The 14,039-nt window shown below is 64.7% G+C and carries 15 protein-coding genes, 1 tRNA gene and 1 pseudogene; 10 read left to right on the top strand and 7 right to left on the bottom strand.

The window, feature by feature from the left end:
• Positions 1–21: 21 nt before the first annotated feature.
• The 5 genes from EN852_RS23595 to EN852_RS23575 form a co-directional block, all read right to left on the bottom strand.
• Entirely contained in the window at positions 22–891 is an 870-nt protein-coding gene (locus EN852_RS23595; RefSeq protein WP_127877447.1) for a TIM barrel protein, read from the bottom strand.
• Between the two features lie 138 nt (positions 892–1,029).
• Complete coding sequence (locus EN852_RS23590) at positions 1,030–1,920, bottom strand: TIM barrel protein (protein WP_127877445.1); 891 nt, start codon at positions 1,918–1,920, stop codon at positions 1,030–1,032.
• Positions 1,921–1,961: 41 nt separating this feature from the next.
• On the bottom strand, positions 1,962–2,975 hold the full coding sequence (locus tag EN852_RS23585; RefSeq protein WP_127877443.1) for a zinc-binding alcohol dehydrogenase family protein: 1,014 nt from the start codon (positions 2,973–2,975) through the stop codon (positions 1,962–1,964).
• Between the two features lie 10 nt (positions 2,976–2,985).
• Positions 2,986–3,786, bottom strand: coding sequence for an SDR family oxidoreductase (locus tag EN852_RS23580; protein WP_127877441.1), 801 nt, complete (start codon positions 3,784–3,786; stop codon positions 2,986–2,988).
• A gap of 96 nt (positions 3,787–3,882) precedes the next feature.
• Positions 3,883–4,725 carry a fumarylacetoacetate hydrolase family protein gene (locus EN852_RS23575; protein WP_246694360.1) on the bottom strand — a complete coding sequence of 281 codons (843 nt, stop codon included), beginning with the start codon at positions 4,723–4,725 and terminating at the stop codon, positions 3,883–3,885.
• 250 nt (positions 4,726–4,975) lie between these two features.
• On the opposite strand from EN852_RS23575, the gene EN852_RS23570 reads away from it, so the two are divergent.
• Complete coding sequence (locus EN852_RS23570; RefSeq protein WP_127877437.1) at positions 4,976–5,791, top strand: alcohol dehydrogenase catalytic domain-containing protein; 816 nt, start codon at positions 4,976–4,978, stop codon at positions 5,789–5,791.
• A pseudogene (locus tag EN852_RS43350) lies at positions 5,722–6,495 on the top strand (tyrosine-type recombinase/integrase); the annotation flags it as partial. The gene EN852_RS23570 and the pseudogene EN852_RS43350, both read left to right, overlap by 70 nt.
• Before the next feature lie 191 nt (positions 6,496–6,686).
• Here EN852_RS43350 and EN852_RS23560 read toward each other — a convergent pair.
• Positions 6,687–6,762: transfer RNA gene (locus EN852_RS23560), tRNA-Ile, on the bottom strand.
• 1,154 nt (positions 6,763–7,916) lie between these two features.
• On the opposite strand from EN852_RS23560, the gene EN852_RS23555 reads away from it, so the two are divergent.
• The 8 genes from EN852_RS23555 (at position 7,917) to EN852_RS23520 (ending at position 13,569) form a co-directional block, all read left to right on the top strand.
• Positions 7,917–8,105: a YodC family protein gene (locus EN852_RS23555; RefSeq protein ID WP_127866364.1), complete on the top strand. Its 189-nt coding sequence runs from the start codon at positions 7,917–7,919 to the stop codon at positions 8,103–8,105.
• Positions 8,106–8,360: 255 nt separating this feature from the next.
• Positions 8,361–8,804 carry an acid-shock protein gene (locus EN852_RS23550; RefSeq protein ID WP_127877435.1) on the top strand — a complete coding sequence of 148 codons (444 nt, stop codon included), beginning with the start codon at positions 8,361–8,363 and terminating at the stop codon, positions 8,802–8,804.
• 45 nt (positions 8,805–8,849) lie between these two features.
• Positions 8,850–9,389, top strand: coding sequence for an RNA polymerase sigma factor (locus EN852_RS23545; protein ID WP_127877433.1), 540 nt, complete (start codon positions 8,850–8,852; stop codon positions 9,387–9,389).
• Positions 9,390–9,463: 74 nt separating this feature from the next.
• A complete protein-coding gene (locus tag EN852_RS23540) occupies positions 9,464–9,907 on the top strand; it encodes a hypothetical protein (protein WP_127877431.1) in 444 nt (147 codons plus the stop codon).
• Complete coding sequence (locus tag EN852_RS23535) at positions 9,904–10,347, top strand: periplasmic heavy metal sensor (RefSeq protein ID WP_127877429.1); 444 nt, start codon at positions 9,904–9,906, stop codon at positions 10,345–10,347. The genes EN852_RS23540 and EN852_RS23535 overlap by 4 nt, the downstream gene beginning before the upstream one ends.
• Positions 10,348–10,456: 109 nt before the next feature.
• Positions 10,457–10,747: a hypothetical protein gene (locus EN852_RS23530; protein WP_127877427.1), complete on the top strand. Its 291-nt coding sequence runs from the start codon at positions 10,457–10,459 to the stop codon at positions 10,745–10,747.
• 93 nt (positions 10,748–10,840) lie between these two features.
• Positions 10,841–12,310: a DUF1800 family protein gene (locus EN852_RS23525; RefSeq protein ID WP_127877666.1), complete on the top strand. Its 1,470-nt coding sequence runs from the start codon at positions 10,841–10,843 to the stop codon at positions 12,308–12,310.
• A 20-nt stretch (positions 12,311–12,330) separates the two neighbouring features.
• Positions 12,331–13,569 (top strand): DUF1501 domain-containing protein, encoded by a 1,239-nt coding sequence (locus tag EN852_RS23520; protein WP_127877425.1) that lies wholly within the window; start codon positions 12,331–12,333, stop codon positions 13,567–13,569.
• A gap of 180 nt (positions 13,570–13,749) precedes the next feature.
• On the opposite strand, the gene EN852_RS23515 is transcribed toward EN852_RS23520, so the two are convergent.
• On the bottom strand, positions 13,750–14,039 hold a 290-nt coding region (locus tag EN852_RS23515; protein WP_135879550.1), incomplete at its 5' end, for a transposase.

The raw sequence follows: 14,039 nt of genomic DNA, 5'->3' as shown, positions 1-14,039 counted from the left end.
CTGGGTCCGGGCGCGCAAGTATCAGCGGCTGGCCAGCTTCACGCCGCCCTCGGCCAGCACCTTGCGGGAGGTATCTCCCGAGCGCCTTCCGGCCTCTGTCGCCGACAGTGCGTCGGCTTCCAGCGAGAAGACTTCGGGGCCGACATGCCGGAGGTTGCCCTTGCCCGCGACGATCTTGATGATCTCCACAACGTCGAACTCACCCTCTCCCGGGAAATTTCGGTAGTTGATCGTATCGTCGAAGAGCGACTTACCGACCTGTCGCCGCACACCGTCATCGATTTGCATTCCGGCCAGATGCCTGGCCGGCAGGCTCTTGAGCAGGTCAAGCTCGCATGAGCCCTTGGAAAAGTGCCAGACATCGACAAGGATGCCGGCATTGGATGGATTGACGCCGCTGACGATCGCCCAGGCGTCGGAAAGATTGGGCATCCCCCAGAACGGCATGAATTCAAGGTCGATCCAGTATCCCTGCGCCTTGGCGCGCTCGCAGAGCCGCCCGAACCCGTCAACCAGCGGGGAGAGCTCAACCGTTCCCTTGTCATAACCGGCAACCGCCAGGATCGACGTCAAACCGAGCTTCTCACACATGCGAAACGAATGATCGGTGCTGACGTCGAAGCGGGCGCGCAGCTCCGGTGAACATTCCGCCGGCACACGGATAGGTGCCCAGTCGGTGAGCGAATCGAGATAGCGCAGCGGGGCGCCCGCATCGGCGGCCATCGCCTTCATTTCCGATGGCGTGAGCCCGGACTCCAATGCGTCGAGGTAGGTTTCAGGCGCGATCGCAAGAGCGGTGAAGCCCCCTGCCCTCGCGGCTTCCACATGCCCCCGGAACCCATGCGCGCGCGCCGAGGCGGGCCAAAAGACGAAATCGACCGGTGCAGTCATCACAATCCTCCCTTGTCTTTCCTGGCGTCACCTACTTAGCCGGCCACAGCGGAACGCCGCGTCGGAGGACGCCCGTGGCGAGAAGTCCATCTGCCGATGATGATGGGCCCGCAGCGCCGTTGCTAACTTTCCGCTGGCTCAGGCGGCTTCGTCCGTCCCGAAACGGTGTGGAATACCTGCCTTGTCGAAGACGGTTGCGAGTGCGACCCGGCTCCGGTTGCCGATCTCCTCGGCCGACAGCGTGTCGTAGAGACCTGAGAAGGTCTCGGGTCCATAACGGTTGAGCCCGCCGATGCGGTGAAGCTGCTGGAGCAGCTCGACCACCGGGAAGCCGCCAGTGCCGGCGTCGACGCGATGGAAGATGCAGTCGTCCAACAGGGACCGGCCGGGTCTTAGCGTTGCGTCGGCATCGGCGATCTGCACGGTGGAGATCCTGTCGCCGGGAATCGTGTCAAGCAGCGCCGGGTCCGGCTTGCCGCGCAGATAGTGCCAGAAGTCGAACACCAGGCCACTGTTGTCGCGGTCCGCGGTCTTGATGATCTTCCAGGCGGTCTCAAGGTCGGGAAGGCCCCAGAACGGGATGAATTCGAGGTCACAGCGCCAACCAAGGCCGGCGGCGCGGTCGCAGGTCCTGGCAAAGCCTTCGATGAGTTGATCGATCGAGACCTGGCTTTCCGGACAGGTGATGATGCAGCTCATGGAGTCGACCCGAAGCGCCTCGCCGATACGAAAGAAGTCGTCTTCGTCGAACCCGAAAAAGCCGAGCGAGAACGCGGCCGGGTCAAGATTGTCGGGCAGCCAATGCGTCGCCCAGCGCGAATACGGATCGAGCTGGGTAAGCTTCACCCCCTCGTCATCCGCCATCAGCAGCATGTCCTTCGTTGTGATGCCGTCGGCAAGCCAACGACAATAATGCCATGGCGTGATTGAGATGGCATCGCAGCCTGCCAGTCGCGAGGCGCGCAATTGCTCCCTCAGCGGCAATGACCTTACCGTTCCCACCCACATGATCGTCGACGACTTGTCCATACTCTCCTCCTTGTACCAACCAGGCGCGAAGCAATAGCGCCTCAAAAACCCTCGAATACTATCTTGCCGTTCACGGAACCCGCTTCGATATCCCGGTGGGCCTGGATCAGCGCGGTCGCCGAGGCCCGCCCCAGGCGCCTCGTCAGCGTGCTTCGCACCTCCTCTGCATCGACCAGCTGCGCCAGCTTGCGCAGGATTGCGCCCTGCTCGGCCATGTCCGGGCGCTGAAAAACCGGCCGTCCCATCACTGAATGCATATGCACGGCGATGCATTTGGTTTTCAACATCGCGAGCGGAAACGGATCGGGATCATCGAGAACTCCGATTGACCCGAACGGCTGAACCAGATCCACGAACTGGCTCTGATGTCGAGGCGTCTGGGCCAGCGCCATGACGAGATCCACGCCCTTGAAGCCCAATGCCTCCACCTGCGGCTTCAACGGCTGCCGGTGGTCGATGACATGGGCGGCGCCAAGCTCCCGGCACCAGGCGGCCGTCTCCGGCCGCGACGCTGTCGCGATCACCGTCAAATCGGTCAAGGCGCGCGCGAGCTGGATCGCCATGGAACCGGTTCCGCCGGCGCCGCCGACAATCAGCAGGGTCCGTCCGTCCGAGGCCGGTCTTGGGCGGGCGCCAAGCCTGTCGAACAGAAGCTCCCAGCTTGCCAGCGTGGTAAGCGGCAAGGCAGCCGCCTGCGCAAAATCGAGACTCTTCGGCATCGCCGCGGCGATCCGCTCATCCACAAGCTGGTATTCCGCGTAGCTGCCCTGGCGAACGACCGAGCCGGCGTAGAACACGGCGTCGCCCGTCTTGAAGTTTTCCACCTTCGAGCCCGCCGCCACGACGATCCCGGCGGCGTCGTAGCCGGGCACTTTGAGCGCACCACCCGGATCGGCTATGCGCCTGAGCTTGGCGTCGAGCGGGTTGACCGAAATGGCCCTTACTTCGACCAGAAGGTCGTGATCCTGCAATTCGCTCGGTCGGGACAGTTCGACGTCGACAAGCGCATCCGGTGCGTCGACGGGCCCGGCCTTGGTGAATCCGACTGCCTTCATCCGACTGCTCCTAGAATAGGTTGCGGATCGACCCGCCATCGACGCCCCAAACCGATGATGTGACGAAAGATGCCCGCTCCGAGGCGAGGAAGACGATGATGTCGGCAACCTCCTCAGGTTCGCCCATGCGCTCGAGCGGCAGTTGCCGCAGTTTCATTTCATGGTCGACCGCCTGGCGCGGCGGCATGCCGTGAACCTCCGCAAGCTTGTCCGCAAACCCTCCCGGCCGGGACCACAGCGGGCTCCAGACCGGCCCTGGCGCGACCGCATTCACCCGAACATGGGGAGCCTCGGCGCGTGCCAGGCTTTTGGTGATGCTTACCAGCGCGGTCTTCAAGGCTGCGTAGTCGGCTGGAATGGTCTCGGGCTGCCGGGCAAGATCGGACGTATTGTTGACGATCGCGCCGCGGCTTTCGCGCAACCGGGGCAGCAGGGCGCGCGTCATGCGGATATTGCTGAGGAAGTTGACGTCGAATGTGCGTTGCCAGTGCGCGTCGGTCAGCAGATCGAACGGCTGCGCGTCGACAATGCCGACATTGTTGACCAGGACATCCAGTCTGCCATTCCCGGCTGGGAACACGTCGGCGATCCCCTGTTCGACGCCTTGCGCCGACGATAGATCGGCGACCGCAAGCGTGATTTCGACGCCCGTCGCCGAGGCCGACGCGGCCGTCTTCTTCAGGCCCGCCGCGTCCATATCGATGAGCCGTAGGTCCGCTCCCTCCCTGGCAAACGCGAGCGCCGTCGCCCTGCCTATGCCGCTTGCCGCGCCCGTTATGAGCACGGTCTTTCCCTTCAATCCGGTGTCCATGGATCCCTCAGGCAGTGTTTGCTTCGCGCCCATGCGCCACGCAGGCGCGGTGACGCGGGTGGTTAAGCTCTCCGGAGCGTTGCTTCCGGTTTTGCGTCAGGCGGCCTTACCCGTCATGTCCTCACGGCGAACTTCGTCGCGGATCGGATTGACCAGCTTTCCAAGTCCCTCGATCGAGACTTCGCACTTGTCGCCGTCCTTCATCAGCAGTCGCGGATTGCGGGCCCATCCGATGCCGGCGGGCGTGCCGCTGACGATCAGGTCGCCGGCTTCTAGCGTGATCGCCTCGCTGATCGTCTCGATGAGAGTGGCGACGTCGAAGAGCATGTCGTCCGTGGTCGCCGATTGGACGACCACATCGTTGAGCCGGGTCTCGAGCCTCAGCCCCTTGCCGCCGGCCGCCACCTCATCGGCAGTCACCAGCGCAGGGCCGAAGCCGCCCGTGGAATCGAAATTCTTGCCCACCGTCCATTGCGGCGACTTGAACTGATATTCACGGACCGATCCTTCGTTGAAGATCGAATAGCCGATCACGTGGTCATGGGCACGCGACTTCGGGATGTGGCGACCGCCCCGCCCTATCACAACCACCATCTCGCCTTCGAAATCGAGGCTGGTCGAGGCGAGCGGCCGCACGATCGGCTGGTTGTGACCCACCAGCGTGGTGGCGAAGCGGGCGAACAGCGTTGGATAGTCCGGCTGTTCGTATGGCGACTCCTTGGTATGGTCGGCGTAGTTCAGCCCAACGCAAATGATCTTCGGCGGCCGCGCCAGAGGCGGAAGAAAAGTGACCGCATCGGGATCAAACTCGGTGCCGTCCGCGAGCTTATGGCCGACGCGTAACAGCTCCTCCGGGCCGGCGGCTATCAAATGCTCAAGCTCGAGCGTGCGATCCGTGCCGGCGGCAATCGAGCCGCGCAGTCGACCTGCCCTTTCCACGGCCAAGCCTCGGTGACCCCCCAATTCGAACCTTACGAAGCGCATGCGTTTCCTCGCTCACAGTGTGCTGTTTGTTCAGGCAAGGATTTTCCAAAAAATAAGATATGTCAACAAAAAATCTATTTTTCTGTTGACCATCTGATTTACGCATGGATAGTAATCACAGCGAGCGTGGTGGAGGAACCAGCTTGCGCCGTCATGCCTGCCGTCGGCCGCCTGGCGCCAAATAGACCATCTGGGAGGATAGACCATGAAGGCCCTTCGTTTTCACGCCGCGCGCGATTTACGGCTGGAGGATATAGATCCGCCCGCCGCCCCGGAGCCGAACGACGTCATCGTTGCGGTCAGCCATTGCGGGATTTGCGGTACCGACATTCACGAGTACCTGGACGGACCGATATTCGTGTCGACGCGACCGCACCCTCTCACTGGAGCGTCGGCCCCGATCGTGCTTGGCCACGAATTCTCAGGCAGAATCGTCGCCATCGGGCGCGCTGTCAGCCGCTTCTCCGAAGGCGACCGGGTTGCGATCCTCCCCCATCTCAACAAGCCGGGAGACTATTTCGTGCGCCGCGGGATCGGTCACATCAGCGATACGACGGCTCTGGTGGGCCTCTCTTCGGCCTATGGCGGCATGGGGGAATATGCGGTCCTTCCGCAGGACAACATCGTGAAATTGCCGGATGGCGTGAGCGACGAGCAAGGCGCGCTTTTCGAGCCGATGGCCGTGGCCATCAATGCGATCGATCGGGGCGGCGTCGATGCCGGCAGCACGGTTTTGGTGACCGGCGCCGGTCCGATAGGCGTCCTTGCGGCAATGGCTGCGAAAGCCGCCGGCGCATCGAGGGTCGTGGTGTCCGAAGCCAATCCCGCACGCCGCCTGAGGCTGGAGTCTCTCGAACTCGGCTATGAGGTCGTCGACCCCACTTCGGCGAATTTTGGCGATTCCGTGCTGGGGCCGACCGAGGAGGGCTTGGGCGTCGATGTGGCGATTGAATGCGCGGGAAGATCTCGGTCAAGTGGCTGGCGCTTGACGAAGCCAGCAAGCGCAAGAACACGCAGCTGATTGAAGAGTTCCTGGAACTCCGGGTGGTCGCAGATCACCCGCTCATCTGGCGGGATGTAGCGGTAAAGAACCTTCGACGTATCCATATTGAGGAGCTTCTTGGCCGCTTCATCGCCACGCCCCACAAGGCCAAGCATCTGCTGGTGGGCATACGCAAGCTGGTCTATGTCGCGCTGCGGCAAGACTGGATCGAAATCGATCCCACAGCGGCGGTCGAATGGCGTCCCGCCTATGCCGGTTGGAAAGCTTGGTCGCGCGAAGCGATGGCACAATTCGAAAACCGTTGGCAACTCGGCACCGCGGCACGCACTTGCTACGGCTTGGCGCTTTGGCTGGGCAACCGTCGCGGCGATGTCGCGGGCCTGCGCTGGGATCAGAGGGTGACCCGCCGTGTCTTCATCGATGGTGTCGAACGTCACTTTGACGGGTTTGATATCGTTCAGGGCAAGAACAAGGGACGAACTGGCGGCAAGCGGCTTTTTGTGCCGATCACACCGATGTTGTCTGAGATCCTGGATGCGGCCGACAGGCGCGGCGAGACCGTTCTGGTCAACGGCTATGGTGAGCCGTTCTCCGCCAAGTCGCTGACAGGAATGATGGCGCATTGGTGCAAGCTTGCGGGTCTGCCGAAGGGGTTGACCCTGCATGGACTGAGGAAGTCGCTTGGCGTCTATCTGGCGGAGGCCGAGGCCTCGACCAGGCAGCTCATGGACGTGCTGGGTCACGACGATATCGATCATGCCGAGCTCTATTCGCGTGAGGCATCGCAGGTTCGGCTGGCGGTCCAGGGAATGGATCGAGTCGTGCGCCTTGTGACGCGCAAGCCAATGCTTGGCGAACCTATTGGCGAACCTCGTGGCGAACCACCCTCTAAAGCATTGATAAATAACGACAATGGTGGGCCCGGAGGGACTCGAACCCCCAACCAAGCGGTTATGAGCCGCCGGCTCTAACCATTGAGCTACAGGCCCCACGCGGGCTGGCTTAGTGTTTTTCGCTCTTCCGCACAAGCCTCTCCGAATGCGCCGGTTCGATCTCAGGCCATGTCCCTACGATGGAGCGGTTTGCGCCTGGGATAAAGTGAATTTTCGACGCTCCGCGGATACACCACATGTTGCGGTCCGTGCCGACGAAAGTTGTACCTGCCGGTCTAATTCGTGCGCGAGCGTGTGAAGGGCCGTCAGAGCCCTGGGAACATTATCGCTATGAGTGTGCACCGGCCGTTCGATGCCGCCTTCGTGGTCGACAGGGGTCGCAGCTCTCGCTCATGACCGAGTGGTGTAGCGACGACCCGATCTTTCGAACTTCGATCTTAGTCGCTGGTGCTACTGGACCTTGCCCTGCGCAGGTCTGAAGGTCGGCTTTCGCCCGCGCCCGATGCCCGCGGTCTGGGACAGGTGTCTGATGGCGCTCGCAGATTTTTTTGCTAAGCCCCGCCCTGACAGATCACCGACACAGGCAATCTGCCCCAACGGAATAAGGGGCTATATCTTTGGTCCTTTCGGACCAATGCGCCCGGCAGGATGGACCTCGGTCGATTGTGGACCAGCGGGCAAATCAGACAGTCTCGCCATCGCGCCGGCTGATACCCCTAAGCCCCCCGCCCATCGGTTGGCGCATGCCCGGCTCGCGGACCTCAAAATCCTAACCACAAAAGCGAGCCGGGCTTTCATCCGCGTGCCCGCGCCGAGACGCAAATTGCCGGAAATGCAATGAGGAGTTGGACTGTCTATCACATCGATTTCGAAGCGGACGGCAACAGCCCGCTTCTAACCGAGATCGGAAGCGTTGAAGCAGACAATCTCCTGGCAGCGGTTATGAAGGCACAAGCATTGTGGCCCGATGAAAGGTCCATGACCGTCCGCCCGGCCAGGCAAGACAGCCAATCGACGCAGCTGCCGGCTCCACAGCGTGACACCGATTGAAGGAGCGATCAGGCCGCTCGGTTCGCCTGCGAAGCCTCGACACGATCGGGCCACGCATGGAGCGCTGCCCGGCGCGCCACGCAAGCGGATCAGTTTCTCTCGACACCTTCCCAACCCTGTGCCACGTCATCGGCGCATCTCGGCCATTGTCGGGAATCGCCGTTGGTGGGAAACTCGGCCTGTCAGCATGGGAGGTCGAAATGCCCAATAGTTTCAAGACCGGAGACGTCGTCAGGCTGAAATCCGGAGGCCCGGAAATGACCGTCAGCGACGGGGCGGCTTCCGGCATGTATCTGTGCCACTGGTTCAACCGCGAGGGCGACATCTGGACGCCGCAGCATGCAGGCTTCAAGCCGGACCAGCTGGTGGTGGTCGACCAGCCGAGATAGTCGTCGCCTTCTGCCCCTAAAGCGCGTCGCGATCTTTCAGATTCGCTCTATGCGCTTTAGGTTTTTGATTTTGCGCATGTCTCCGAAACTGGTTACCCACTTTCGGGAGACATGCTTTAGGAATCCTTCGATCCGGCTGCGTCGGATCCGGTAGGTTTGTGGTCCGATCGAAAAAGGAGCGACGGATTTTGCTCCTCGCCGCGTTCAACGGCTGAAGCGTGGCCGCCAATGGCCGCGCCAACCGGAGACTAGAGCATGATCCGCCCCACCCTGTTTGTCGTTGCCCTTGGCCTGCAGACCGCTGCCGCGGTCGCCCAGACGACGACGCCTGTCCCCGCGCCCGCCCAGCCGACGCCGGACACTGCGGCTGCCGCCGCCAAAACCGACCAGACCAAGTCCGGCCTGACGCTGGAAAAGTTCGAGGCGCGCCGGGAAAAGGCGTTCATGCGGGCCGACACCGACAATGACGGCAAGGTCAGCCTCGCCGAATGGACCGCTTTCCAGACCGCGCGCAAGGCCAAGGGCGATCCGGCCGAATCCTTCTCGCGCATGGACACCAACAGGGACGGCTTCGTCGATAAGGGCGAGCTCGACGCTTTCCTGGCCAAGCGCTTCGCCAAGCTGGACAAAAATGGCGACGGCGTGCTCAGCGCCGACGAGAGGCCGGGCCACAAATCCGCTTCCAATGAGGAGCAATGACCAAGAGGTTATGCCGCGCAATGACACATGCGAGCGCTCCAGTTGATGGGCGCCGATCCGGACGAAGAACTGGTACGCCGCATCGGCGCCGGCGACCCCGCCGCCGTGCAGGCGATGGTGGCGCGCAAACTGCCGCGCATCCTGGCTCTGGCCGCGCGGATGCTGGGCGACGCGGCAGAGGCCGAGGACGTCGCCCAGGAGACTTTCGTGCGCATCTGGCGCCACGCCTCCGGCTGGCGCCGGGGGCACGCGCGCTTCGACACCTGGATCCATCGCGTCGCGCTCAACCTCTGCTACGATCGGCTGCGGCGCCGGCGCGAATGGACGACGGACGAGCTGCCGGAGGGCGCCGATGACGCGCCGCTTCCCGATGCCATGGCGGGCGACGAGGAGCGCAGGGTCAACCAGGCCTTGCTGCGCATCGCGCCGCGCCAGCGGGAGGCGATCGTGCTGGTCTATTATCAGGAGCTGTCCAACATCGAGGCCGCGGGCGCCATGCAGATCAGCGTCGATGCGCTGGAAAGTCTGCTCGCGCGGGGTCGCCGCGCGCTGCAGGCCATGCTCGCCGGAGATGGCGATGATTGAGACCTGGAACGGACTGCGAATTCTGAGGACTGCGGCGTGGGGGGCCACGTCAAAACGGTGGAAGGGGGAAAAAGATGGCTGAGAAAACCACAGACGGGCCGATGGATGCCGGGCGCTTTGCCGCGCTGGCGGATGCCTATGGCAGCGCCTTGCACCGCTGGCCGCCGGCCGAACAGGCCGCCGCCATGCTGTTTGCCGAGACCGAGCAAGGCCGCGCCATCCTGCGGCGCGCCGGCAGGCTCGACGCCATGCTCGACCGGCATCGGCTCGAAGCACCCAGCCCCGCACTGCATCGCGCAATCGTCGCCCGCGCGGCGACCGAGGTCCGGCAAGTGCGCCGCCGGCGGTTCTGGTGGCTGGGCTTCGGGCTTGCGGGCGTCGGATTCGCCGGCGCCGTGGCCGGGCTGGCGCTGGTGACCGTGGTCAGTCCGGATATCCAGCCCGACCATTATGTCATGGATGCCAACGCGACGTCGTTCGGCGATGCGGGTCCAGAGCAGACCGAGGAGGATCTATGAGCCCCCGTCTCGTCGCGGCATCCCTGGTGCTCAACGTCTTTCTGATCGGCGCGCTCGCCGGCGGGACCGGCTGGCTGATCGGCAAGTCCAACCTGGGCTATTCGCTGGAATCGGCCGGCGGCAGGCTGCCTGCCGCCGACCGCAAGGCGTTCCGGCAGGCACTACGCGAGGTGCGCCGGGAATCGCGGGACGTGATCCTCGACGGCCAGGCCGCGAGGCGCGAGGCGGCGAACCTTCTGCAGCAGCCGACCCTCGACAGCAACGCGCTTGCCGCCGCCTTGGAGCGCGCGCGCAATGCCGATGTCACCGTGCGGGCGCGGCTGGAGCAGCGCATCGTCGAATTCGCCGCATCTGGATCGCCGGAAGACCGCCAGTTGCTGGCCGACGCCCTGTTGCGGCGCGCCGGCAGGCAGCCGCCGCCTGCAAAAAAATCGCCATAGGCGGCGACGGAAAAAGCGGGCGCGCTCCGTTCAAGGGAAAGAGGGACAGGCCTGCCGTCAGTCGATGCCGGCAGGTTCTCTTCAACCTCGGAACTTCGGGAGTATCCCCATGAACAGTCTGACGAAATATTCGTTCGCCGCCGCGCTGGCCATCGGCGGCACGGTCGCGGCAAGCGCGGCTTCGGCCATGCCGATCGCGCCGGTTGCGCCCGCCGCGCCGGCAATGATCGAGCATGTCGCCTGGGGCTGCGGTCCGGGCTGGCATCCCAATTACTGGGGCCGCTGCGTCCCCAACCGCCGCGTCGTCTATCCCGGCTATTATTACTGGGGCGGACCGCGCGTCTATATCGGCCCGGCCTGGCATCCGTACCACCGCTGGCACCACTGGCGCCGCTGGTAGGAGCCACCTCGCGACGCCGGTGCTGTGGCCGGCGTCGTGAAGCCATCCGACAACGAGGACAGGCCGGCCGATGCGGCGAGCCCGGCCGGCGAGATGGAGGCTGGATTGGCCTTACCCGCATCAAATGCGACGCCGCCGGATCCGGCCCTGGTGGCGCTCCACCGGTTCGGCCTCGGCGCAAGACCGGGCGACGATTTCGGCAAGATCGCCGCCGATCCGCGCGGCTATCTCAAGGCCGAGCTCGGGCGGCAGGACATCGCGCTGATTTCCCCCGACGACCCGAAGAATGCCGGGCTGCTGGACAGCACCGCGGCGATCCAGGCCAGCATGGCGGCAGCCATGGAGCGCAAGGCGGCGCGGGATGAGAAGGCGGCGGCCGCCATGCAGCCGATGGCGGCCGACGATCCGGCCGGCATGGCCGTGGCAAAGGCCAAGCCCGCGGTGCCGCGTGTCGAGGCCGATATCTATCGGCACGAGGCGCAGGCCCGTTTCGACAAGGCGCTCGCCGCGACGCCCGGTTTCGTCGAGCGCCTGGTCGGCTTCTGGTCGAACCATTTCTGCGTTTCGGTCGCCAAGGCGCCGGTCGTGCGAGCGAGCGCCGGCGCCTTTGAGCGCGAGGCGATCCGCCCCTTCGTGCTTGGCCGCTTCGCCGACATGCTGCTTGCGGTCGAACATCATCCGGCCATGCTGTTCTATCTCGACAACCAGCAGTCGATCGGTCCCGATTCCCGCGCCGGCAAGCGGCGCGGACGCGGCCTCAACGAGAACCTCGCCCGCGAGATCCTGGAACTGCATACGCTGGGCGTCGGCAGCGGCTATGCCCAGGCCGACGTCACCAGCTTCGCCGGCATGCTGACCGGCTGGACCATGGCCGGCCGCGAGGGGCGGCTGGGCGAGCCGGGAAGCTTCGTCTTCAACGCCAACGCGCACCAGCCGGGCAAGGCGATGCTGCTCGGCAAGACCTATCCCGATGGCGGCATGGGCCAGGCGGAGGCCGCGCTCAACGACATTGCCCGCCATACGGCCACCGCGCGGCACATCGCCACCAAGCTTGCGCGCCATTTCATCGCAGACGATCCGCCGCCGGCGGCAATCGCCCGCCTGGCCACGGTCTTCACCAGGACCGACGGCGACCTGCGCTCGATCGCCTTGACGCTGATCGACATGCCCGAGGCCTGGTCGACGCCGCTGACCAAGCTGCGCTCGCCCTTGGACTATGTCGTGGCGCTGCGACGGGCGGTCGGGGCCACTGCCGGCAACGAACCGCAACGGTCGCTTCGCTGGCTGAACGTGCTCGGCGAGCCGCTTTGGCAGCCGCCGGGACCAAACGGCTTTTCCGACCAGATGGATGCATGGACCTCGGCCGAAGGTCTCAAGACGCGGCTGGACATCGCCTGGCAGGCCGCGAGGCAGGCGGTCGAAATCGGCGATCCCGACGAGATGCTGTCGTCGCTGATCGGCACATCCGTCTCGGCCGAGACAAGGCAAGCGATTTCGCGCGCCGAATCCAAGCAGCAGGGCCTGGCGCTGTTGCTGATGGCGCCGGAATTCCAACGGCGGTGATCCAACACGGAGATATGGCTATGAGCCTTCTTTGCGAAACCCCAAGCCTGTCCCGCCGCGCGATGCTGATGACCGGCGGGGCGCTGTTCGCCTGGGCTTATCTGCCGCGCTTCGCCCGCGCGGCCGACAAGCGCGACCCGCGCCTGATCGTCATCGTGTTGCGCGGCGCGCTGGACGGGCTGTCGACGGTCGGACCGGTCGGCGATCCGGACTATGCCGGCCTGCATGGCGACATCGCGCTTTCGCTCTCAGGCGCCAATCCGGCATTGCCGCTCGACGGTTTCTTCGCCGTCAACCCGGCGATGCCGGTGTTTGCGCGGCTGTTCAGAGCGGGCCGGGCGGCGGTGGTGCATGCTGCGGCGACCGGCTATCGCGACCGCTCGCATTTCGACGGCCAGGACGTGCTGGAAAGCGGCCTCCCCGGCCCCGGCAACGCAACCACCGGCTGGCTCAACCGGGCGCTGGCCAGCCTGCCGGCGGGCGAGCGCGTGGCGAAGTTCGGCGGGCTGGCGGTCGGACCTTCGACCCCGCTGGTGATCCGCGGCGCAGCACCCGTGCTCGGCTGGGCGCCGCAGGCGCTGCCAACCCCCGGAGACGCCTTGGCCGAGCGCGTGCTCGACCTCTACAATCATCGCGACCCGGTGCTGGCGGCTGCCCTGCAGAAAGGTCTCGACGCCGACCGCATGGCGATGGGCGACCAGCTCGACGGCAAGGCGATGAAGCCGAAAGGCGGCCTCGACAATGCCACCGGCATGCGCCAGTCGGCGCAAGGTGGTGCAAGGCTGATGGCAGCCGATGACGGGCCGCGTATCGCGGCTTTAGCCTTCGACGGCTGGGACACGCATGTCAACGAAGGCGGCGCGACGGGACGGCTCGCCAACCTGCTCGGCGGGCTCGACGGTGCCTTCGAGGAATTCGAGAAAGGGCTCGGCGAACGCTGGCAGGATACGGCGATCGTTGCCATCACCGAGTTCGGCCGCACGGCCCGCATCAACGGCACCGTCGGCACCGATCACGGCACCGGCACGGTGGTGCTTCTGGCCGGCGGCGCGATCAAGGGTGGCCGCGTCATCGCCGACTGGCCGGGACTGAAGCCGGCGCAGCTGCATGAAGGCCGCGACCTCGCGCCGACCAGCGATGTGCGCGGCGTGTTGAAGGGACTGTTGGCGGACCAGTTCGGGCTGTCGGCGGCGGTGCTTGGCGACAAGGTGTTTCCGGAGTCGGCCGGGGTGAGGCCGATGCCGGATTTGGTGGCGTGAGCTTCGACGTGCCTGTCAGGGATAGGCGCCGGCGCCCGTCAGTTCGTCATCCACGGGCGGAGCGGGGGCGAAGCGGACGCGGAGACCCGAGGATCCATTCCGTTACCTTCACCGAAGGGCGCAGCGGAGCAGGATTCTAAACCGCTGCGGCGCCTCAACGTCACGGAATGGCAACTGTGTTCACGCGAATGCGGTTTTGTCGCGAATGATGGCGTTGAGGACGACCAGGAGCTTCCTTGCGACGGCGATGATGGCCAGTTTCTTGGACCCCGAGCGGGCAGCAAGCGCTGTGTAGAATGTCTTGAAGCGCTCACAGGTTCTGATGGCGGTGAGGGCTGCCATGTAGAGGGCGCGGCGCACGCGTGATTGCCCGCCCTGGATCTGGCTCCTGCGGTTGAGCTTGCCGCTCTTGTTGTCGAACGGGGCAAGGCCGACGAGCGCGGCGATCGCCTTGGGTGAGCGCTGGCCGA

It is taken from the genome of Mesorhizobium sp. M2E.F.Ca.ET.209.01.1.1 (assembly GCF_004010375.2).
In the GTDB taxonomy this organism is placed as follows: Bacteria; Pseudomonadota; Alphaproteobacteria; order Rhizobiales; family Rhizobiaceae; genus Mesorhizobium.
This window is presented reverse-complemented; position numbering and strand designations above follow the sequence as displayed.

Bases quoted from the DNA above. Each gene is read 5' to 3' on its own strand.
- EN852_RS23570 (WP_127877437.1), top strand. From the start codon at position 4,976: ATGAAGGCCCTTCGTTTTCACGCCGCGCGCGATTTACGGCTGGAGGAT.
- EN852_RS23550 (WP_127877435.1), top strand. From the start codon at position 8,361: ATGATCCGCCCCACCCTGTTTGTCGTTGCCCTTGGCCTGCAGACCGCT.
- EN852_RS23520 (WP_127877425.1), top strand. From the start codon at position 12,331: ATGAGCCTTCTTTGCGAAACCCCAAGCCTGTCCCGCCGCGCGATGCTG.
- EN852_RS23535 (WP_127877429.1), top strand. From the start codon at position 9,904: ATGAGCCCCCGTCTCGTCGCGGCATCCCTGGTGCTCAACGTCTTTCTG.
- EN852_RS23580 (WP_127877441.1), bottom strand. From the start codon at position 3,786: ATGGACACCGGATTGAAGGGAAAGACCGTGCTCATAACGGGCGCGGCA.
- EN852_RS23530 (WP_127877427.1), top strand. From the start codon at position 10,457: ATGAACAGTCTGACGAAATATTCGTTCGCCGCCGCGCTGGCCATCGGC.
- EN852_RS23595 (WP_127877447.1), bottom strand. From the start codon at position 891: ATGACTGCACCGGTCGATTTCGTCTTTTGGCCCGCCTCGGCGCGCGCG.
- EN852_RS23525 (WP_127877666.1), top strand. From the start codon at position 10,841: ATGGAGGCTGGATTGGCCTTACCCGCATCAAATGCGACGCCGCCGGAT.
- EN852_RS23545 (WP_127877433.1), top strand. From the start codon at position 8,850: ATGGGCGCCGATCCGGACGAAGAACTGGTACGCCGCATCGGCGCCGGC.
- EN852_RS23540 (WP_127877431.1), top strand. From the start codon at position 9,464: ATGGCTGAGAAAACCACAGACGGGCCGATGGATGCCGGGCGCTTTGCC.
- EN852_RS23555 (WP_127866364.1), top strand. From the start codon at position 7,917: ATGCCCAATAGTTTCAAGACCGGAGACGTCGTCAGGCTGAAATCCGGA.
- EN852_RS23585 (WP_127877443.1), bottom strand. From the start codon at position 2,975: ATGAAGGCAGTCGGATTCACCAAGGCCGGGCCCGTCGACGCACCGGAT.
- EN852_RS23590 (WP_127877445.1), bottom strand. From the start codon at position 1,920: ATGGACAAGTCGTCGACGATCATGTGGGTGGGAACGGTAAGGTCATTG.